Genomic DNA, 18193 nt, shown 5'->3' with positions numbered 1-18193 from the left:
TCGACTGACCGGCCCTCGCGAGGAGACGGCCCGCACAGGTCACCGCGAGTGACCTCGGCCGGTCGGCGGCAGGTTGTTGGCCGTCCTCAGCCACGGTCGAGCCGGATGGCGATGTCGAGGACCTGGCGGTTGGCGGGAAAGGCGCCGTAGTTGTAGTTGACGGCGCCGGTGAGCAGGTTGATGCCGTAGAACCCGTAGCGGCCGGCGACCTTCAGCGCGGCGAAGGCGCTGTTGGAGACGGTGACTCCGTCGCGCAGCGAGCTGTAGACGTCGAAACCCGCCGCGCCGCTCGCGGCCACCCGCAGGCTGCCGGTCTGCACCAGGGTGCCCGCTCCCGCGGGCGACTGCAGGCTCACCTGGCCGGTGGTGGTGTTCACGCCGAAGAGCGTCGTGGCGGTGTCCGGGCTGAGGTCGTTGTTGGTGTATCCGGCACCCGACACACCGGTCGCGACCGTTCCCACCACGGCAGGCGGGACGGGCGGGAGGGTCAGCGTACGGTCGGCCACGGTCTGCCCGGCGGCCGGGCCGCCCGTGGGGTCGTCAAGGTTGTGCCGCAGGTTCTGCCCGGTGTCGCTGATCACACGCAGCCGGTTGGCCGCGGGACTGAAGTCGACGCCGAAGTGGTAGCCCCTCAGCGCCACGGTCAGCTGGGAGACCTTGACCGCCTTGGCCGGGCCGCTGAGCGTGTAGACGCCGCCCCAGTCTCCGACGCCGTACAGCCTGCCGTTCTGCACGCGGTAGTCGATGCCCACCAGCCGGGTGTCGCCGTCGAGCCCGCGGATCCTGCCCAGGTCACGCGTGCGGCCGGGGGAGCGGATCGCAAAGCCCACCAGACGCTGGTCTCCGGTCAGCCCGATGACGTCGATGCCGGGCCGCCCGGCGGCCGGCGGGGCCGCGGCGCCGGCTGTCGCCACCGTGCCCAGCACCATCATCAGGGCGGTGAGTGTCCTTCGCATGTGCCTCTCCTTCGCAGCCGGGTGCCGTGAGCCCCGGACTTCGGCGGCAAAGCCGTTACGGATCGGAGAGACTCCATCACACACGGTGCCCATCTGGCCCGCGAAGAGGGGAGGAGACACCGGCGTGTCCGCGATTCACCTCGCCCGCCCGTGTACCAGGCCCGGCGAAACCAGCGAAACCTCGCATCCGGCGGTCCCGGTACACGGGCGGGCGGGGGCGGGGGCGAATCCGAAACCAGCTGCCCGGGGCAGCCGTCGCCGGGTGAGCCCGGCTTGGAGCCGAAGGTCGGCTGCGGCACAATACCCGCCATGAACACCCCTCCGGCGTCCCCCACTCCCGGCAGCGTGCTGGAGGCCGTGCTCGAACGCATCACCTATGCCAACGAGGAGAGCGGCTACACCATCGCCAGGGTGGCCGTCGATCGCTCCAGCGACCTGCTGACCGTGGTCGGGCCGCTGCTGGGAGCCCAGCCCGGCGAGTCACTGCGGCTGACCGGGCGCTGGACCTCCCACCCCAAGTACGGCAAGCAGTTCGAGGTGTGGTCCTACGCCACCGTGCTGCCCGCCACCGTGCAGGGCATCCGGCGCTACCTGGGCTCCGGGCTGATCAAGGGCATCGGGCCGAGGATGGCCGAGCGGATCGTCGAGCACTTCGGCGTCGAGACCCTGGAGGTCATCGAGACCACCCCCGAGCGGCTGGTCGAGGTCCCCGGCCTCGGCCCCAAGCGGACCAAGATGATCGGTGTCGCCTGGGAGGAACAGAAGATCATCAAAGAGGTGATGATCTTCCTGCAGGGGGTCGGCGTGTCCACCTCGATCGCGGTCCGGATCTTCAAGCAGTACGGCGACAACTCCATCACCGTCGTCAAAAGCGAGCCCTACCGGCTGGCCGACGACGTGTGGGGCATCGGTTTCAAGACCGCCGACACCATCGCCCAGGCCGTGGGCATCCCTCATGACAGTCCCGAGCGCGTCAAGGCGGGCCTGCGCTACACCCTTTCCCAGGCCGCCGACGACGGTCACTGCTACCTTCCGGCGCCCAACCTCGTCGCCGACGCGGTGAAGATCCTGGAGGTCGCCGCCGAGCTGACCACGCGCTGCCTGCAGGAGCTCATCGCCGAAGAAGGCGTGGTCGCCGAGGAGATCCCGGTCGGCGACGGCACCGTCCCCGCGGTCTACCTGGTGCCCTTCCATCGCGCCGAGCTGTCCCTGGCGGGTGCCCTGCGCACCCTGCTGACCTGCGAGCACGACCGGCTGGGGGTCTTCGGCTCCGTCGACTGGGACGTCGCGCTCAAATGGCTGCGCACCCAGACCGGTGCCGACCTCGCCGAAGAACAGGCCCACTCGGTGCGGCTGGCGCTGACGCAGAAGGTCGCGGTGCTGACCGGAGGCCCGGGCTGCGGCAAGAGCTTCACCGTGCGCTCCATCGTCACCCTGGCCCGGGCCAAGAAGGCCAAGGTGATCCTGGCCGCGCCCACCGGCAGGGCGGCCAAGCGCCTGGCGGAGCTGACCGGCCACGAGGCCACCACCGTGCACCGGCTGCTGCAGCTACGCCCCGGCGGGGATGCCACCTTCGATCGTGACAACCCCCTGGACGCCGACCTGGTCGTGGTCGACGAGGCCTCGATGCTGGACCTGCTGCTGGCCAACAAGCTGGTCAAGGCCATCGCCCCGGGCACGCACCTGCTTTTCGTGGGCGACGTCGACCAGCTGCCCTCGGTCGGCGCCGGCGAGGTGTTGCGCGATCTGCTGGCCGCCGAGAAGGAGATCCCCCGGGTACGGCTGACCCACATCTTCCGCCAGGCCCAGGAGTCCGGCGTCGTCGTCAACGCCCACCGGGTCAACACCGGCCTGCACCCGGCGCTGGAGGGCATGAGCGACTTCTTCCTGTTCCCGTGCGAGGAACCCGAGGAGATCGCGGCGCTGACCGTGGACGTGGTCACCAACCGCATCCCGCGCAGGTTCGGCCTCAACCCACGCCGCGACGTGCAGGTGCTGGCCCCGATGCACCGGGGCGCGGCCGGGGCGGGCAACCTCAACCACGTGCTGCAGGAGGCGCTGACCCCCTCGCGCGAGGGCATGCCCGAGCGCCGCTACGGCGGGCGGGTCTTCCGGGTCGGCGACAAGGTCACCCAGCTGCGCAACAACTACGAAAAGGGCGCCGCCGGGGTGTTCAACGGCACCGTGGGCCTGGTCGTCGACATCAAGCCCGACGAGCACAAGCTGACCGTGCTGACCGACGAGGACGAGAACGTCGAGTACGCCTTCGACGAACTGGACGAGCTGGCCCACGCCTACGCGGTGTCGATCCACCGCTCCCAGGGCAGCGAGTACCCGGCGGTGGTGATCCCGCTGGCCACCAGCGCGTGGATGATGCTCCAGCGCAACCTGATCTACACCGCGATCACCCGGGCCAAGAAGCTCGTCGTCATCGTCGGCTCCCGCCGCGCGCTGGCCCAGGCGGTGCGCACCCGCGGCGCCGGGCGCCGCCACACCAGCCTCACCCACCGCCTGCGCCGGTCCTAGGGGGCGGTTTCCGCCAGGCCGGTGACGCCCAGCAAGCGGGCCAGGGCCTCCTGCCCGGCGGCGGTGACGGCCAGGGCGCGTCCCGAGCCGATCCGGCTGATCCAGCCGCGCTCCAGCGCGGTCGCGCAGAGCACGGCCCCGGCGGTGCCGGCCAGGTGGTGGCGGCGCTCGGTCCAGTCCAGGCAGGGCCGGGCCAGCAGGCGGCGCCCGCCGACCGGCAGGCAGACCTCCAGCTCGGTGGCGAACCATGACAGCCCGGCGTCGCTGAGCGCGAAACCGGCGTCCTGGCGCAGCAGGCGGCGCGCGACGAGCGCGTCGGTGATCATCACTCCGAGCCGCCCGGCCAGGTGGTCGTAGCAGGTGCGGGCGGCCGCCAGCGCCCGGGTGGCGCTCGCGGCGCGCAGCGTGGCCGGCCGCGCACCGGCATCGGCGCCGGCGTGGGCGGCCAGGTCCTCGATGAGCTGGGCCACGCCCGGCCCGGCCAGGCGCACGTACCGGTGGCGTCCCTGCCGCTCCTCGGTCAGCAACCCGCCGCCGATGAGCTGCGACAGGTGCTCGCTGGCGGTCGAGGCCGCCACGCCGGCGTGGGCGGCCAGCTCTCCGGCGCTCCAGGCGCGCCCGTCCAGCAGCGCCAGGCAGAACCTGGCGCGCGTGCCGTCGGCGAGCAGGGCGGCCAGCGCGGCGAGCGGGACCGGGGGAGTGAGAGTCATGTGCCCATCATCGGCCCGGGACGCTTCGGCGCCGGCCGAAGCCTCCCTCTTTCCGGCTCCGGGCCCCGCCGTGGCCAGGCCGCCCACACCTGACTCCCGGTCGGGATTTTTCCTACTTTAGGAAGAGACCGAAACGTTACCAAACCGGTCGCAACCATGCACAGTCACCATGCATCTCCTATTAGTGTTTTTAAGGGCAGTTTGCTGTAGTGGGGGAGAGAAATTGTGCTGACCGTGGAACGCCACAGGACGCCACTGGCCGCTCTGGCCCTGGCGACCGCGGCGGTGCTGGCCACCGCCTGCTCTACCGGGGCGGACGCGAAGGCTCCCGTAGCCGGGCCGGGCGCCGAGGCGCCCAGTACCCCGGCCGCGCCGGAGATAAGGATCAGCCCCGCCGAGGGCAGCAAGACCGTGCGCCCGAACAGGAAGGTCGTCGTCAGCGCCTCCAGCGGCGCGCTGGAGGAGGTCACCGTCGAAACCGGCGGCCAGGTGCTGGAGGGCGACTTCGACGCCGAGCGCACCAAGTGGATCTCCACCACCCCCATGATTCCCGCCAGCGACTACACCGTCTCGGCGCGCGCGGTGGACGGCACGACCGCCAGCAGTTCCTTCCGGACGCTCAAGCCCGAGCGTGAACTCGAGGTCGCGGACGTGACCCCGGCGATCAAGGGGGAGAAGGTCGGCGTGGGGGCGCCGATCATCGTCACCTTCAACCAGCAGATCGCCAACAAGGCCGGGGTGGAAAAGGCGCTGAAGGTCACCTCGGAGAAACCCTCCCAGGGAGCCTGGCGCTGGATCAACGACACGACCGTGATCTACCGCACCGCGAAATTCTGGCAGCCCCACCAGAAGGTGACCTTCACCGCCCGCCTCAAGGGCGTCCAGGGCGGCAAGGACATGTACGGCGTCAAGGACATGACCAAGGTCATCCACATCGGCGCGGCCCAGATCGCCACGGTCGACACCCGCAAGCACAAGATGATCGTCAAGCGTGACGGCAAGGTCGTGCAGACCATGCTGATCAGCGCGGGCAACGCCAGCACCCGCGAGTACACCACCACCAGCGGCATCCACCTGGCGATGGGCAAGGCCAACCCCGAACGCATGATCTCCCCCGGCCGCAAGAAGGGCGATCCCGGCTACTACGACCTGATGATCAACCACGCGGTCCGCTTCTCCAACAGCGGCGAGTACGTGCACGCGCTGAACAACGTCTGGGCCCAGGGACGCCGAAACGTCAGCCACGGCTGCATCAACTCCCGCCCCGACCAGGCCAAGTGGTACTACGACCAGGTCCAGCGCGGCGACGTGATCACCATCACGGGCACCGACCGCGAGATGGAGTGGAACAACGGCTGGGGCTTCTGGCAGATGCCGTACACGCAGTGGAAGAAGGGCAGCGCCCTGGCCTGACCTCGCGGACCGACCCCGCACCGGCGCCGCCGACGCCACCGCGTGCCCCGGATACGACGGTGGCGCCGGCGGCCGATGAGAACTCCAGCAAAGGAACGGGTTTGCGACTCCACCGGCAGGTCCTCATCTTCGACGCCGACGACACGCTCTGGGAGAACAACGTACTTTTCGAGCGCGTCGTCGAGGACTTTCTCGACTGGCTGGCGCATCCGACCCTGGAACGGGCCCGGATCCGCGCCGTCCTCGACGACATTCAGGCCGCCAACGCCGTCACCCACGGCTACGGCAGCACGATGTTCCTGCGCAGCCTCGGCGAATGCTTCGAACGACTGCGCGAGCGGCCGGCGACCGCGCAGGAACGCCGCCACATCGACGAGCTGGCACTGACCCTCCTGCAGCGCCGCGTGGAACTCGTCCCCGGCGTCGCCGAGACACTCACCGCCCTGGGCGAGCGGCACGAGCTGCTGCTGCTCACCAAGGGCGCCCTGGACGAACAGCGGCGCAAGCTGGAGGCCTCACAGCTGGCCCACCACTTCCGCGACGTGCACATCGTGGCGGAAAAGGACGTCACCACCTACCGGTGGCTCACCCGCGAGCACGCGCTGGCACCCGCGACGACCTGGATGATCGGCAACTCCCCGAAGTCCGACATCCTCCCCGCCCGGCAGGCGGGCATGAACGCCGTCTTCATCCCCAACGACCACACCTGGGCGCTGGAGCAGAGCGAGCTGGACCCCGGCGACGAGCGGGTACTGCGACTGAGCAGATTTCCCGACCTGCTCGATCACTTCTGATCCCGCACCGGGAAGGCTAGAGCAAGGTGAGCTGGGCCTGGCGGGGCAGCGCCAGCGGCAGGGGCTGCTCGGGCCGCACCGGACCCATGCCGTAACGGGCGGCCAGGTGCAGGACCTGGTCGGTGACGCGGCGCACGTAGCCGGCCTCGGCATCGGCACTTCTGGCGTACAGCTCGCCGTAGCGGGGTGCCAGCGCCGGATGGTGCTCACCCAGCCAGGCCAGATACCACTCACGGGCACCCGGAGGCAGGCGCAGCACGTGCGGGACCAGGCTGACGGCCCCGGCGTCGGCGACCCGGCGCACGGTGGCCGCGAGCTGGTCGGGGGAGTCGGTCAGCAGCGGCAGGATCGGCGCCATCGCCACCCCGCACGCCACCCCCCGCTCGTTCAGCTCGGCCACCAGCTCCAGGCGCTTTTGCGCGCTGTGGGCGCCGGGCTCCACACTGCGGCGGATCCGGTCGTCGACGAAGGCGATCGAGACGACCACCCCCGCCCCCGGAGTGGCGGCCAGCAGATCGGCGTCGCGCAGGATCAGCCGGCTCTTGGTGTGCACGGTGAACGGCGCCCCGGCCTCGCGCAACGCGGTGACCAGGCCGGGCATCAACCGGTAGATGTCCTCGGCACCCTGGTAGCAGTCACCGCCCACTCCCACCGTGACATGCTCGCCGTCCCAGCGCGAGGCCAGCTCCGCGCGCAACCGCCGCACGATGTTGGTACGCACCACGATCCGCGAATCGAAGTCACCGCCGGCGTCCAGCCCCAGATAGCGATGCCCCCGGCGCACCGAGCAGTAGCGGCAGGCCTGGGCGCACCCCCGGTACGGGCTGAGGCTCCATCCCTCGGGCGTGCGCTCCAGCGCGGTGCGCGCCTGCACCTCGTAGCAGGTCAGCGCCCCGTGCACCCTGACCAGCGCGGAGCGCTCGATCCGCGGCCTGGCATCGGGCGGCACGGCGAGCAGGGAAGGCGCGTCCCATCGCATACGGCTCAGTGGAACACGCTTTCGACACCGCTCGCAAGTGGACTCCGGACGCGGCGCGGGCACCGCCGACCGGATGAAATGATACGTTCGTACAGATTTTGGGGGAGTGGTCATGGCGTGGTTGATCCTGGCTGGGGCGATCATCGCCGAGATCGTGGCGACCACCGCGCTCAAACTGAGCGACGGCTTCGCCCACAAAGGCTGGGCCGCCCTGGTCGTCGCCGGCTACGCCACCGCCTTCATCCTGCTGGCCCAGGCGCTGAAACTGCAACTGGAGGTCGGCACCGCCTACGCGATCTGGGCCGGAGCCGGCACCGCGGCCATCGCCGCGATCGGCGTACTGTTCCTCGGCGAGACGATCAGCCTGGCCAAGATCGCGGGCATCGTCCTGATCATCGGCGGAGTCGTGGTACTCAACCTGGCCGGCAGCCCCCACTGACACCCGGCCGGAAATAACGCCTCGCCCGCCAGGGGGCACCTGGCCTACCCTGGCCCGGTGCTGAAACCCACCTACCCCATCCGGACCGACCGCCTGATCCTGCGCCCCTACACCCCGGCCGACCTCGACGCCCTGCACGCCATCCAGTCACTGCCACAGGTGACCCGCTACCTGTACTGGGAACCGCGCAACCGGGAGCAGACCGGCGAGGCACTGCAAACCAAGATCACCCAAACGGAGCTGCTCGAGGAGGGACAGATCCTGACACTGGCGGTGGAACTGGCCGCCACCGGCGAGCTGATCGGCGACGGCATGCTGATCTGGCACAGCCTCGCCCACCGCAGCGGGGAGATCGGCTACGTCTTCCACCCCGCCCACCACGGCAAGGGGTACGCCACCGAGACGGGCCTGGCCCTGCTGGAACTGGGATTCGACGGCCTTGACCTGAACCGGATCATCGGACGCCTGGACGCCCGCAACGAGGCCTCGGCCCGCGTGCTGGAGAAACTGGGCATGCGCCGCGAGGCACACCTGGTCGACAACGAGATGGTCAAGGGCGAATGGACCAGCGAGCTCGACTACGCGATCCTGCGGCGGGAGTGGCGCGCCCGGCAGTGACGCCCACCGCCTTTAGTTGAAGAACGCCCCTTCGCAGGGCACCATGTCTGCGATGACCATCCTGCATCTGGCCCTGGCCGCCGACTGGGACGCCGCCCTGCGGGCGGGGGAGTACCGCGTCTCCACCCTCGGCCGCACCCTGGACGAAGAGGGCTTCATCCACGCCTGCGCGAGCCACGAACAGCTACGCGGCGTGGTGGAGCGTTTCTACCGCGACGTCACCACTCCCCTGGTACTGCTCAGCGTCGACCCGAGCGGACTGGACGTGCGCATGGAGGTGCCCGCCGACTCACCCGAGGCCTTCCCGCACATCTACGGGCCGCTACCGGTCACCGCGGTGACCTCCGTCCTGCCGTTCGCCCCACCGGGCCTCGGCCCGCACCATCCGCACGACGCCGACCAGGCCGACGCACCTCGAACGGAGCCGTAACAGCAGTAAGCTGCGCGCCATGACCGACGTACCCGGACCGACGATCCGCACTCTCGACTCGACGGTCGTCTACACCAACCCCTGGATGAGCGTGCGTGAGGACCGCATCGAGCGCCCCGACGGCTCCCACGGCATCTACGGCGTGGTGGACCAGGTCGACTTCGCCCTCGTCCTGCCCATGGAGAACGACGGCTTCCACCTCGTGGAGGAGTACCGCTACCCGGTGGGGCGGCGCACCTGGAACTTCCCCCAGGGCGGGGTCAAGGACAGCCCCTCGCCCCTGGTCACGGCGCACACCGAACTGGCCCAGGAGACCGGCCTGCGAGCCGCCTCGATGACCCACCTGGGCCGCCTGGACAACGCCCACGGCACGACGGGCCAGCACTTCGACATCTTCCTGGCCACCGACCTGACCGCGGGCACCCCCGACCGCGAGCACACCGAGCAGGACATGCGCCAGGAGTGGGTCTCACGGACGGAACTGGAGCAGATGATCCTGCGCGGCTCGATCACCGACAGCGGCTCGATCGCCGCCTACACCATGTTCCTGCTGCGCGGGGCGGCCTGACAGCCCGGCGGGAGCCGGCGGGGCCCTCACCGATCGGCCGCAAGACGGCTCGACCGCCGCGGGGACGCCGTACCCGAAGAGCAGCCGCGATCCGGTCGTTTCCGGCACGCACACGATGACCTTGTGACGATACGCTCGACTCATGTCGAACCCGATCGTCATCCTCCTTCTGACGGCGGTCGTCGTGGCGGTGGTCATCGCCCTGATCGTCCTTACGGTGCGGGCGGCACAGCACCCCAGAAACACCCTGGTCGGTGGTGGGGTCGGCCCCGAACTCGTGGAACAGGTCCTGAACCTGAAAGCCACCGGCCAGATCGACCAGGCCGTCTTCCTGGTCCGGGGCGAGACCGGTATGAGCCACCGCGCCGCCGCCCGTTTCGTCAGGAAGCTCACGCCGCCCCCTCCGCACTGACCTCCCCATCCAGACCTCCTTGGGCCGGGTGAGGGAGTGCTCCAGCGCGGTGGCGGTCATTTCGGGATATGCGCTTCCTGGAAGGGGGAAGTGATCCCGGCGTAGGCAAGGTGCATGATCATGCCTTCCGAGCCGTGTTTGAAGTTGTGGCAGTGGTCCATCCAGATGCCCGGGTTGTCCGCGGTGAAGTCGACCTCGAAGATCTCGCCCGGAGCGACGTTGAGCGAGCCGGTCCACCAGGTGCTGCCGGTTGCGTGGGTGTCGTTGCGCGACAACACGCGGACCCGGTGCCCGTGCAGGTGCATAGGGTGGTCGATGAGGCTGCGATTGAGGATGCGAACCTTGATCTGCTCGCCCTCAGCCACCATGGGATGTGGGCGTTTGCGACTCCACCTGGCCGACACCGAGCGTGAAGTCGACGATCGCCGCGGTGAAAACCTCGGGTTCTTCGAGATGCCCCAGGTGACCACTGTCTTCCAGCAGGACGAACCGAGAGTGGGCGATGCCCTCGTGCAGCAGCCGCCCCCAAACGGGTCCGCAGATGAAGTCGTGGCCTCCGCTGATGACCAAGGTGGGCGCGGTGATGTCGCGAAGCCGGTCGCGGCTGTCGAAGGGTTCCTCCTCCGCGCGCATCGGGTCGACCCACGCGCGCAAGACAGCCCGGATGGGGGCCAGCTCGGATTCGTGGGCCCAGTAGTCGGCGAAGTAGGCGGGCAGGACGGCACGCAGACCCTGCGTGCAGGATTCGTTGTCGGTGGCGGCCAACGCCTGCCGGAAAGCCTCCGAGATGCCGGCCGCCTCAGGCTGGTCGGGGTGACGCTCTGGGAGGTGGTCGAGGTTGCTGAGCGCCTGGTTCCAGAACTCTTCCCCGGTGCGTGGCGAGGTGTCGTACAAGATCATGCCTGCCAGGACGGTGGGGTGGCTCAGCGCGTAGCGCTGCGCCACGAATCCGCCATGGGAGTGGCCGAGCAGGAACGGTCTTCGCGCGCCCAGATGTTCCACGACGCCGTGCAGGAACTGGGCGTAGGTGTCGATGCGGTAGGCCTGCGGCCGGGACAGGTGCCCGGATCCGCCGGTTCCGATCGGCTCCAGGTAGACCAGCGTCAGATGCCGCTCCAGTTCCGGCATCCGCAGGTACTCCCAGCCGAGCCCGGGCCCGCCGGAGTGAACAAGGCAGAGCGGGCCGGAGCCTGCGACGTGGTAGCGCTGAAGAACGCCCTGAATGCTCACGGTATGGGTGCCGGGCAGCAGCGGGCCGGAGGCGAGGCTCACAAGGTGCTCCTGACGTGGACAGTGCTGCCCCGGGGTTGCCGGGTCAGCACTCAGGTGGTTGCGCCTGGGCTGAAGTAGCGGCGCGGGTTGTCGATGAGCATCACGTCGATCTGGTGGTCGGTGACCCCTGCGTGGATGTGGATCACGTGCACGCCGGCCTGTTTCAACGCGGATCGCCTGCTCACCGCGCCGGCGATCCGCTCGTCCTCCTGCCACAGGTGCGGGTAGTCGAGCCGGATCTCCGGCGTGGTCACGAACACGTGCTCGTGCATCAGGACCGTCTTCAGCTCATCTACCCGCACCCGCCCGCGGACGGTCTCCGGTTCAGCTGACCGCACGAGCGGCGTCCTGGATGATGCGGGTCACCAGGCCCGGCTGGCTGATCATCGGCACGTGCGAGGCGGCCGTCTCGTAGACCTGGGACTTGGCGCGCTTGTAGAAGAAGCGCTCCAGGGCAGGCGGGATGGCCTTGTCCTTGGTGGCCACCAGCGCCCAGGAGGGGATGGTGCGCCAGGCGGCTCCGGTGGTCTTGTCGGTGTAGGAGGAGGCGGCGAACGGGCGCTGGCCGGCCTGCATGAGGCGAGTGGTGGACACGGGCAGGTCGGCGGCGAACGCGCTGCGGAACTTGTCCGGCTTGAGGTACAGATCGATGCCGGTGCTGCCGTCGGGGCCGGTGAAGGGCACCTCCCGGACGGCGTCGGGGATCTGACTGCCGGGGAACTTCGCGAACAGCTCGGCGAGAGTCTCGCCCTCGTCGGGCGCCATCGCGGCGATGTAGACCAGCGCCTTGACGTTGGGGATGCCGACGGCGGCGTTGGTGATCACGGCTCCGCCGTAGGAGTGGGCGACCAGCACGATCGGCCCCTCGATCGACTTCAGGACGCTGGCGATGTACGGCGCGTCGGTGGGCAGGCCGCGCAGCGGGTTGGCCGGCGCCAAGACCGGATAGCCCTTCTCCTGGAGCCTGGGGATCACGCCGTTCCAGTTGGAGGCGTCGGCGAAGCCGCCGTGCACCAAGACGATCGTGGGCTTGGCCGTGGAGGAGGTGTCAGCGTGCGCGGAGGCCGCGGCCGCGGACGGCACAGTGAGCAGCGCGGCGGCCAGGCCGCCGGCGGCGACGGCGAGCATGACACGGCGCGGCAGTGCGGTGGGACGGTTCATGGCTGTCTCCAATGGAGCTCTAGTTGAGAGATCGCGGGCGGATCCGGGGGCGACGCTCAAGCACGCTTCAGTGCGGCGCCGCCCCCGAGGTCAAGCGCCATCGTGGGGCGGCCAGGACCGGGAGGCGACTGGTTCTTGGCCACGGCCAGGCCGGACCGACGTGATGCGCGCAGTCCTCAGGCCGCGGCCTGGCGGATGAGGTCGGCGACCGCGGCGGGCTGGGAGACGTAGACGGCGTGGCTGCCGATGGCCTCGACGACGGACGCTCCGGCACGCTCGGCCATGGTGCGCTGGGCCGGCGGCGGGATCATGCGGTCCTCGGTGGCCACCAGGTACCAGCTGCGCTTGTGCCGCCAGGCCGGCTCGGTGACCACCCCGCCGAGGGCGTCCACCCCCCAGGGGACCTGCGCGTCGGCCATGAACGCGGCCATCTGCGCGGGCAGGTCGGCGGCGAACGCGCCGTGGAACCTGTCACGGTCGAGATAGAGGAAGCCGTCGCGCGGGGGCAAGATGGGCGGAACCGGCGCGCCGGGCGGCGGGTCGGCGATGAGCGCGGCGACCGATTCGCCCTTGTCGGGGGCGAACGCCGCGATGTACGCCAGCGCCGCCACGTTGGGGTGGGTACCGGCCTCACTGATGACGACCCCGCCGTAGGAATGGCCGACCAGGACGGCAGGGCCGTCGAGCACATCCAGCACCTGGCGGGTCGCGGCGACGTCACCCTCGAGCGACAGCGTCGGGTTCTGCACGATCCGGACCTGGAAGCCGTCCCTGGCGAGCTCGTCATAGACGCCCTGCCAGCCGGACCCGTCCACGAAGCCGCCGTGCACGAGCACGATGTTCCTGATGGTGGTCATGGTCACTCCTGCGCTGCTGAACAGGCCCGATGCCTGTCCGACACGCCCCATTCAAGTCGCGAGGAAGATCACGGACCACGCAGAACAGCACGCAGAAGTTCCGCGGAAACCGGCCTTCGGCGTCTCAGCGGGCAGTCGTCGCCAGGTCGTGGCAGCGGCCGCCGGCCTCGGCGTCGCCGCTCGCCTCGAACAGCTCGGCCGCACGCGCGTAGGCTCGGCGGCTCTCCTCGGTCCGGCCTTCCTCGGCAAGGACGACCGCCAGTGTCTCCAGGGCGCGGGCCTGTGAGCTGATCGTCTGGAACTGCTCCATGAGAGCGATTGCCTCGGTCAGTGTGATGATCGCTTCGGCCCGGTGGCCGAGCAGCCTCAGGCAGTGGCCGATACGGGCCAGCGTCTGCGGCCGGGTGAACGACACGATGTCCGCTGTCATGCCCGAGCCTTCGTCGTCCAGCAGGGCACGCACCTCGAGGTACTGCTCCAGCGCCGCCTCGTGGCGTCCGTCGCCGAGAAGGCAGTCGCCGAGAAGGCTCAGACTCTGGCAGTAGGCGTCGATGTCGGCGGCGGCATTGAACATCTCCGCCGCCTTGGCCAGTGAGTCGAAGGCCTCGCTCAGCCGGCCGAGCCGTCGTAGCGCCTCTGCGGTGTACTGGTGGGCCCAGGCGATCTGTGCTGTGGCGCCGCTGCGGGTGGCGAGGTCCAGCGCCTGGGTCGCGTACCACATCGTGGCTTCCGGGTCCTCGGGCGGCACCAGATGCACCCAGGCCAGGTAGTTGAGTTGCGTGGCGTGCTGAGCCGTGTCACCGAGGGCGGCGGCGGCCTCGGCGCCGAGCGTGAAGACCTCTCCCCAGTGCGGCCAGTGAATCCATCGGTCGGAGAACCAGTGCATCGACTCGGCGCAGTCCAGCACCTCCACGTGCCGGGCCCCGCCCGACGCGGACCGTAGCGCGCCCAGCCAGTTGCCGGAGTTCACGCGCAGCCAGTGGTCGGCCTCCTCGGCGGTGGCGAAATCCTTCAGATCGGCCTTCGGCCGGTCGAAACGGTCGGGCTGGGGGCCGAACCGCTGCCCTGCCATGGTGGCCATCCGCAGCAGCCACGACGTCATCGTCGCGGCGAGCGCGTCACGGTCGGCCGCGGCTTCCTCCTCGTGAAGACGCTCGCGGGCGAACAGCCGCACCAGGTCGTGGAAGCGGTAACGTCCCGACGTGCCGTCCTGCAGCAGGCCGAGATCGACGAGCTCGTCGAGGGCGTCCCAGGCGTCCCAGGGCGAGATACCGCCGAGCACTGCGGCGAGGGCGGCGTCGAAGTCCCGGCCGGGTACGAGGGACAGTCGGCGAAAGATCCGCCGCGCGGGTGCCGCGAGCTGGTCGTAGGACATCCCGAACGCGGTCGCGATCTTGAGGTCGCCGGCTTTGAGCTGGTCGAGCCGTCGCTCCTCGTCCGCCAGCCGGTCCGCGAACTCGGCGGCCGGCCAGCTGGGCCGGCTGACCAGCCGGTTCCCAACGATCCGCAAGGCCAAGGGCAGGCCGCCGCAGAACTGAGCGAGCTCGCTGATCGCCGCTCCGCCGTCCAAGGAACCACGCTTGGCCAAAATCCCGGTCAGCAGCTCGGCCGCTTCCACCGGTGGCAACGGGCCGAGGCTCAGCCGGTGCACGCCCTCCAGACCGGCCAGCAGCCGCCGGCTCGTCGCGAGCGCTCTGCTGGGGCCGCCACCGGGGAGGATCGGGCGGATCTGCTCCTCCGACCCGGCGTTGTCGAGCACGACCAGAACGCGCCGCTCTCGTAACAGCGACCGGTATAACGAGGCGCGCTCCAGGGGGTCGTGGGGCATGTGCCGCTCGGCGCTGCCGAGCGCGCGCAGTAGTTGCGTCAGGGCGTCGTCGGCGGTGAGGGGCTGGGGGGACATGCCGAACAGGTCGACGAAGAACACTCCGTCTGGAAAGCTCGGCCGCAGGATATGGGCGGCGCGGACGGCGAACGTGGTCTTGCCCAGACCGGCCGCGCCGGTGATGAGTGCAACGCCGGCGGCACCCGGCGAATCGCCGGCGTGCAAAAAGTCGTCCGCCCAGGCCAGCTCGGCGGCACGACCGGTGAAATCGTCAACGGATCGAGGCAGTTCACACAGTCCGGTCGGACGCGCCCAGTGATCCCGCAACCGGCCCTCTCGCGCCAGCTCGATGAACTGCTTACGCTCGCCCTCCCCAAGCGAGAGCGCCTGCGCCAGAGCGGCGACCGTCCGATGCTGGGGTCCGGTGCTGCGCCCGCGCTCCATGTCCGACAGGGTCCGGGCACTGACCCCCGATGCTTCGGCGAGCTGTTCCAAAGTGAGACGTGCCGCACGCCGATGCCGGCGCAGTAACTCCGCGAAGCTGGGTGGGGTGGGAATGGGTCGCTCCTTCTCGTGACCTGCTGGAGGCGGCTTTGAGCTTACGGGCCAAGGCCGCTGAGCCCAAGGGCCGCGAAGATCGTGCGCAGGGCGGCCGGGGCAGGTACTCCGGAGCGCACGTCCGGTCGATGTCGAACTGCTCGGCGGTGATCCCGGCCCTGCGTCACGCGGGCGCCGCCGAGGCGCGGTTGACCATCACGCTGATCGACAACCCGCGCCGGCACTTCAGCCGATTCGACCTCCGGCCGGCGCCTCAGGCGAACGCGGTGCGCTGCCCGGGGCCGACGGCCGGCTCAGGGGAGCACACCGCGTTCGTGGCTTCTGCCGGCGGCGCTTCGGTCAGGTTTTGCCGCCTCGGGTTCCGCCGGCCGGCGGGCCGGGCTTCGCGAGGCGTCATAGCGAATCACTTTTCGAAGGAAGAGCGTTGAAGGGGCGCCAGGGCTGGACGATCACCCCCTGATCTCGTCGCCGGATTCTGGAGTGGCCCCCAGCCGGGAGCGGAGGAAGTTCACGATGATCGCCATGACCTGCGTGCTGGTCCAGATTCGGGCAGCGGCCGACAGCGCGCCGTGACCGGCGCCCTGCAGCACATACCGGGTGCTGTCCACGCCGGCGCGGCGCAGGGCCTGGTGCAGGCGGGCGGTTTGCGCAGGAGCCACGATGCGGTCGTCGTCGCCGTGCAACAGCAGAAACGGCGGAGTATCGGATGTGATGTGGCCGGCCGGGTCGGCGTTGATCACTTCGGCGGGATGGTCGGCCAGGGCCCGGCCCGGGCCGAGCAGGTAGGCGGGCAGCGCTGCGCCCGACATGGTGTGGGCGGTCACCGTGGCAGGGTCGAAGCCATCGGCCACGGTGGCCAGGTGGGAGGCACCGAACACGTCGACCACCGCGTCGACTCCCGCGCCGGTCACCGCCGCGACGCCACTGCCGGGGTCGGTTGCGGCTATGGCGGCCAGGTAGCCGCCCGCAGATTCGCCCCACAGCGCGGTCCGGGCGGGGGCGATCCCGTACCGGCCGGCGTGGAGGCGCAGGAAGCTCAGCGCCGCGGCGACGTCGGCCAGTCCATCGCGGTAGGTGGCGCCGTCACTGACGGTGCGGTAGTCGATACTGGCCACCACGAACCCTGCCTGGGCGACGTAGCGGCGCTGGCGGGCGGCCATCGCGCGCCGGGCGGTGACGAAACCACCTCCGGGCAGATACAGGACCAGCGGGTGCGGGCCGGGCGCCTGCGGGACCAGGATGTCCATGCGCAGCTTGCGTGCCGAAGCGGCGTACACGATCCCTCGATACGCGCGGGCGCCGCGGCCGGGCTTGATCTGGTCGGCCGGCCTCACGCGCAGCCGGATGCTGTCGGGGTCGTCATCTGGGGCGGCCACGCTGGACAGGCGGATCGGGCGGCCGCTCAGTGCGGCCAGCGCCATGATCAGGCGCATGGTGTTCATGCGAAACTCCTTTCGGGCAGAGGCCGCCAGGGGCGCGCTGCCAGTAGGGACAAGACGGCCAGCACCAGTGCGGCCGGCATGATCAACGCCATCGCGCGCAGCGTGGTGCCGCTCAGCGGGGCGGCCAGGGCGCCGAACAGGTAGGCGGCGCCGCCGGACAGCGCGGATGCGGCGCCGGCGCGGGCGTGGCCGATGGTCTGGGTGATGGTGGTGACGGCGGGAAAGACACCGCCGATGCCGAACAGCATGACGGCCAGGCACAGCCAGGTGCCGGCCAGGGTGGGCGCCAGCGTGGCCTGGATCGCCAGCGCGAGCGCGCCGAGTGTGCCGATGGCGAGGTAGCCCGACAGCAGTGCGGGCAGCGCCACCCGCCGGGCGGTCAGGCCGAAACTCGCGCTGGCGGCGAGCATGGCAGCGGCGTTGACAGCGAACACCAGCCCGTACTGGACGGCGCTCAGCCCGAAGCCGTTCTGGAAGACGTAGCTGGAGGCACCGATGTAGACGAACATCGCTCCGGCGGCCAAGCCGAGGGTCAGGGTGTATCCGGTGAAGGCGCGCTGGCGCAACAGCGCCGCCATGGAGGTGAATGCCGGCCCGAGGCCGCCGGGTGATCGCCGGGCGGGCGGCAGGGACTCCGGCACACCCAGCCAGGTTGCCGCCAGCATCACCAGCCCGAAGGCGGTCAGCGCCCAGAACACCGCGCGCCAGCCAGAGGCGGTCACGATCATGCCGCCCAGCAACGGACCGAGGACCGGCGCCGCTCCCAGGATCATTGCCAGGATGGAGAAGTAGAACGGCAGCCGCGGCCCGGCGAAGCGGTCGGTCAGCACGGCGCGGGCCAGCACCAGCCCGGCCGCCCCCGCGCAGCCCTGTAGGAAACGGCCGGCCACCAGCAGCGGCGCTGTCGGCATCAGCGCGCAACAGGCCGACAGCAGCGCGAAGGCGGCGGTGCCCGCCACCAGCAGCCGGCGCCGGCCCAGCCCGTCGCTGAGTGGCCCGATCACCAACTGGCCGGCGACCAGTCCGATCAGGAAGGCGCTCATCGACAGTTGCACCGACGACTCGCCCGCGACCAGCTCCCGGCCGAGGTCGGGAAAGCCGGGCACGTACATGTCGATGGCCAGGGGCGCCACTGCGGTGAGCAGGCTCAAGATAGCCAGCAGGACAGGACGCCGAAGCGCCGTGGTGTCTATCATGACATCAAAGGTAACCTGGTAATCAACCAGTTAACAA

19 protein-coding genes are annotated in these 18193 nt (G+C 70.1%); 8 read left to right on the top strand and 11 right to left on the bottom strand.

What is annotated here, in order from left to right; all coding sequences use genetic code 11:
* Positions 1–86: 86 nt before the first annotated feature.
* Positions 87–956, bottom strand: coding sequence for a DUF4394 domain-containing protein (locus ABZU75_RS24475; RefSeq protein ID WP_355558402.1), 870 nt, complete (start codon positions 954–956; stop codon positions 87–89).
* A gap of 309 nt (positions 957–1265) precedes the next feature.
* Between ABZU75_RS24475 and ABZU75_RS24470 the strand changes: the two genes are divergently transcribed.
* Entirely contained in the window at positions 1266–3482 is a 2217-nt protein-coding gene (locus ABZU75_RS24470; protein ID WP_355558399.1) for an ATP-dependent RecD-like DNA helicase, read from the top strand.
* On the opposite strand, the gene ABZU75_RS24465 is transcribed toward ABZU75_RS24470, so the two are convergent.
* Positions 3479–4192, bottom strand: coding sequence for a helix-turn-helix domain-containing protein (locus ABZU75_RS24465; RefSeq protein WP_355558396.1), 714 nt, complete (start codon positions 4190–4192; stop codon positions 3479–3481). The genes ABZU75_RS24470 and ABZU75_RS24465 overlap by 4 nt on opposite strands.
* Positions 4193–4417: 225 nt before the next feature.
* On the opposite strand from ABZU75_RS24465, the gene ABZU75_RS24460 reads away from it, so the two are divergent.
* Positions 4418–5605 carry an Ig-like domain-containing protein gene (locus tag ABZU75_RS24460; protein WP_355558393.1) on the top strand — a complete coding sequence of 396 codons (1188 nt, stop codon included), beginning with the start codon at positions 4418–4420 and terminating at the stop codon, positions 5603–5605.
* Positions 5606–5706: 101 nt separating this feature from the next.
* Positions 5707–6399, top strand: a complete 693-nt coding sequence (locus tag ABZU75_RS24455) for an HAD family hydrolase (protein WP_355558390.1) — start codon at positions 5707–5709, stop codon at positions 6397–6399.
* Between the two features lie 16 nt (positions 6400–6415).
* On the opposite strand, the gene ABZU75_RS24450 is transcribed toward ABZU75_RS24455, so the two are convergent.
* The gene (locus ABZU75_RS24450) at positions 6416–7378 is read right to left on the bottom strand and encodes a radical SAM protein (protein ID WP_355558387.1); all 963 of its coding nucleotides are present in this window, start codon (positions 7376–7378) and stop codon (positions 6416–6418) included.
* Positions 7379–7490: 112 nt separating this feature from the next.
* Here ABZU75_RS24450 and ABZU75_RS24445 point away from each other — a divergent pair, with 112 nt between their 5' ends.
* From ABZU75_RS24445 to ABZU75_RS24425, 5 genes are all read left to right on the top strand, one after another.
* Complete coding sequence (locus tag ABZU75_RS24445; RefSeq protein WP_355558384.1) at positions 7491–7817, top strand: SMR family transporter; 327 nt, start codon at positions 7491–7493, stop codon at positions 7815–7817.
* 57 nt (positions 7818–7874) lie between these two features.
* Positions 7875–8435 carry a GNAT family N-acetyltransferase gene (locus tag ABZU75_RS24440; protein ID WP_355558381.1) on the top strand — a complete coding sequence of 187 codons (561 nt, stop codon included), beginning with the start codon at positions 7875–7877 and terminating at the stop codon, positions 8433–8435.
* A 52-nt stretch (positions 8436–8487) separates the two neighbouring features.
* The gene (locus ABZU75_RS24435) at positions 8488–8865 is read left to right on the top strand and encodes a DUF952 domain-containing protein (RefSeq protein ID WP_350954115.1); all 378 of its coding nucleotides are present in this window, start codon (positions 8488–8490) and stop codon (positions 8863–8865) included.
* Between the two features lie 19 nt (positions 8866–8884).
* Complete coding sequence (locus ABZU75_RS24430; protein ID WP_355558378.1) at positions 8885–9433, top strand: NUDIX hydrolase; 549 nt, start codon at positions 8885–8887, stop codon at positions 9431–9433.
* A gap of 142 nt (positions 9434–9575) precedes the next feature.
* Entirely contained in the window at positions 9576–9845 is a 270-nt protein-coding gene (locus ABZU75_RS24425; protein ID WP_355558376.1) for a hypothetical protein, read from the top strand.
* A gap of 56 nt (positions 9846–9901) precedes the next feature.
* Here ABZU75_RS24425 and ABZU75_RS24420 read toward each other — a convergent pair whose 3' ends face one another.
* The 8 genes from ABZU75_RS24420 to ABZU75_RS24385 all read right to left on the bottom strand — a co-directional run bounded on the left by ABZU75_RS24420 (position 9902) and on the right by ABZU75_RS24385 (position 18156).
* The gene (locus tag ABZU75_RS24420; protein ID WP_355558373.1) at positions 9902–10213 is read right to left on the bottom strand and encodes a multicopper oxidase domain-containing protein; all 312 of its coding nucleotides are present in this window, start codon (positions 10211–10213) and stop codon (positions 9902–9904) included.
* Positions 10203–11117 carry an alpha/beta hydrolase gene (locus ABZU75_RS24415; protein ID WP_355558370.1) on the bottom strand — a complete coding sequence of 305 codons (915 nt, stop codon included), beginning with the start codon at positions 11115–11117 and terminating at the stop codon, positions 10203–10205. The genes ABZU75_RS24420 and ABZU75_RS24415 overlap by 11 nt, the downstream gene beginning before the upstream one ends.
* Positions 11118–11167: 50 nt before the next feature.
* Positions 11168–11455 (bottom strand): hypothetical protein, encoded by a 288-nt coding sequence (locus ABZU75_RS24410; protein WP_355558367.1) that lies wholly within the window; start codon positions 11453–11455, stop codon positions 11168–11170.
* A complete protein-coding gene (locus ABZU75_RS24405) occupies positions 11442–12278 on the bottom strand; it encodes an alpha/beta hydrolase (RefSeq protein WP_355558364.1) in 837 nt (278 codons plus the stop codon). The genes ABZU75_RS24410 and ABZU75_RS24405 overlap by 14 nt, the downstream gene beginning before the upstream one ends.
* Before the next feature lie 176 nt (positions 12279–12454).
* Positions 12455–13135 (bottom strand): alpha/beta hydrolase, encoded by a 681-nt coding sequence (locus ABZU75_RS24400; protein ID WP_355558361.1) that lies wholly within the window; start codon positions 13133–13135, stop codon positions 12455–12457.
* A 124-nt stretch (positions 13136–13259) separates the two neighbouring features.
* Positions 13260–15488 (bottom strand): helix-turn-helix domain-containing protein, encoded by a 2229-nt coding sequence (locus ABZU75_RS24395; RefSeq protein ID WP_355558438.1) that lies wholly within the window; start codon positions 15486–15488, stop codon positions 13260–13262.
* 479 nt (positions 15489–15967) lie between these two features.
* A complete protein-coding gene (locus ABZU75_RS24390) occupies positions 15968–16960 on the bottom strand; it encodes an alpha/beta hydrolase (protein WP_355558358.1) in 993 nt (330 codons plus the stop codon).
* On the bottom strand, positions 16957–18156 hold the full coding sequence (locus ABZU75_RS24385; RefSeq protein WP_355558355.1) for a Bcr/CflA family efflux MFS transporter: 1200 nt from the start codon (positions 18154–18156) through the stop codon (positions 16957–16959). Before ABZU75_RS24385 ends, ABZU75_RS24390 begins: the two co-directional genes overlap by 4 nt.
* Positions 18157–18193: the final 37 nt, after the last annotated feature.

This window comes from Streptosporangium sp. NPDC005286, assembly GCF_040607515.1.
In the GTDB taxonomy this organism is placed as follows: Bacteria; Actinomycetota; Actinomycetes; order Streptosporangiales; family Streptosporangiaceae; genus Streptosporangium.
This window is presented reverse-complemented; position numbering and strand designations above follow the sequence as displayed.

Excerpts from the sequence above, each read along its gene's own strand:
- ABZU75_RS24475 (WP_355558402.1), bottom strand. The coding sequence starts at position 956 with ATGCGAAGGACACTCACCGCCCTGATGATGGTGCTGGGCACGGTGGCG.
- ABZU75_RS24470 (WP_355558399.1), top strand. The coding sequence starts at position 1,266 with ATGAACACCCCTCCGGCGTCCCCCACTCCCGGCAGCGTGCTGGAGGCC.
- ABZU75_RS24465 (WP_355558396.1), bottom strand. The coding sequence starts at position 4,192 with ATGACTCTCACTCCCCCGGTCCCGCTCGCCGCGCTGGCCGCCCTGCTC.
- ABZU75_RS24450 (WP_355558387.1), bottom strand. The coding sequence starts at position 7,378 with ATGCGATGGGACGCGCCTTCCCTGCTCGCCGTGCCGCCCGATGCCAGG.
- ABZU75_RS24445 (WP_355558384.1), top strand. The coding sequence starts at position 7,491 with ATGGCGTGGTTGATCCTGGCTGGGGCGATCATCGCCGAGATCGTGGCG.
- ABZU75_RS24435 (WP_350954115.1), top strand. The coding sequence starts at position 8,488 with ATGACCATCCTGCATCTGGCCCTGGCCGCCGACTGGGACGCCGCCCTG.
- ABZU75_RS24430 (WP_355558378.1), top strand. The coding sequence starts at position 8,885 with ATGACCGACGTACCCGGACCGACGATCCGCACTCTCGACTCGACGGTC.
- ABZU75_RS24425 (WP_355558376.1), top strand. The coding sequence starts at position 9,576 with ATGTCGAACCCGATCGTCATCCTCCTTCTGACGGCGGTCGTCGTGGCG.
- ABZU75_RS24420 (WP_355558373.1), bottom strand. The coding sequence starts at position 10,213 with ATGGTGGCTGAGGGCGAGCAGATCAAGGTTCGCATCCTCAATCGCAGC.
- ABZU75_RS24405 (WP_355558364.1), bottom strand. The coding sequence starts at position 12,278 with ATGAACCGTCCCACCGCACTGCCGCGCCGTGTCATGCTCGCCGTCGCC.
- ABZU75_RS24400 (WP_355558361.1), bottom strand. The coding sequence starts at position 13,135 with ATGACCACCATCAGGAACATCGTGCTCGTGCACGGCGGCTTCGTGGAC.
- ABZU75_RS24390 (WP_355558358.1), bottom strand. The coding sequence starts at position 16,960 with ATGAACACCATGCGCCTGATCATGGCGCTGGCCGCACTGAGCGGCCGC.
- ABZU75_RS24385 (WP_355558355.1), bottom strand. The coding sequence starts at position 18,156 with ATGATAGACACCACGGCGCTTCGGCGTCCTGTCCTGCTGGCTATCTTG.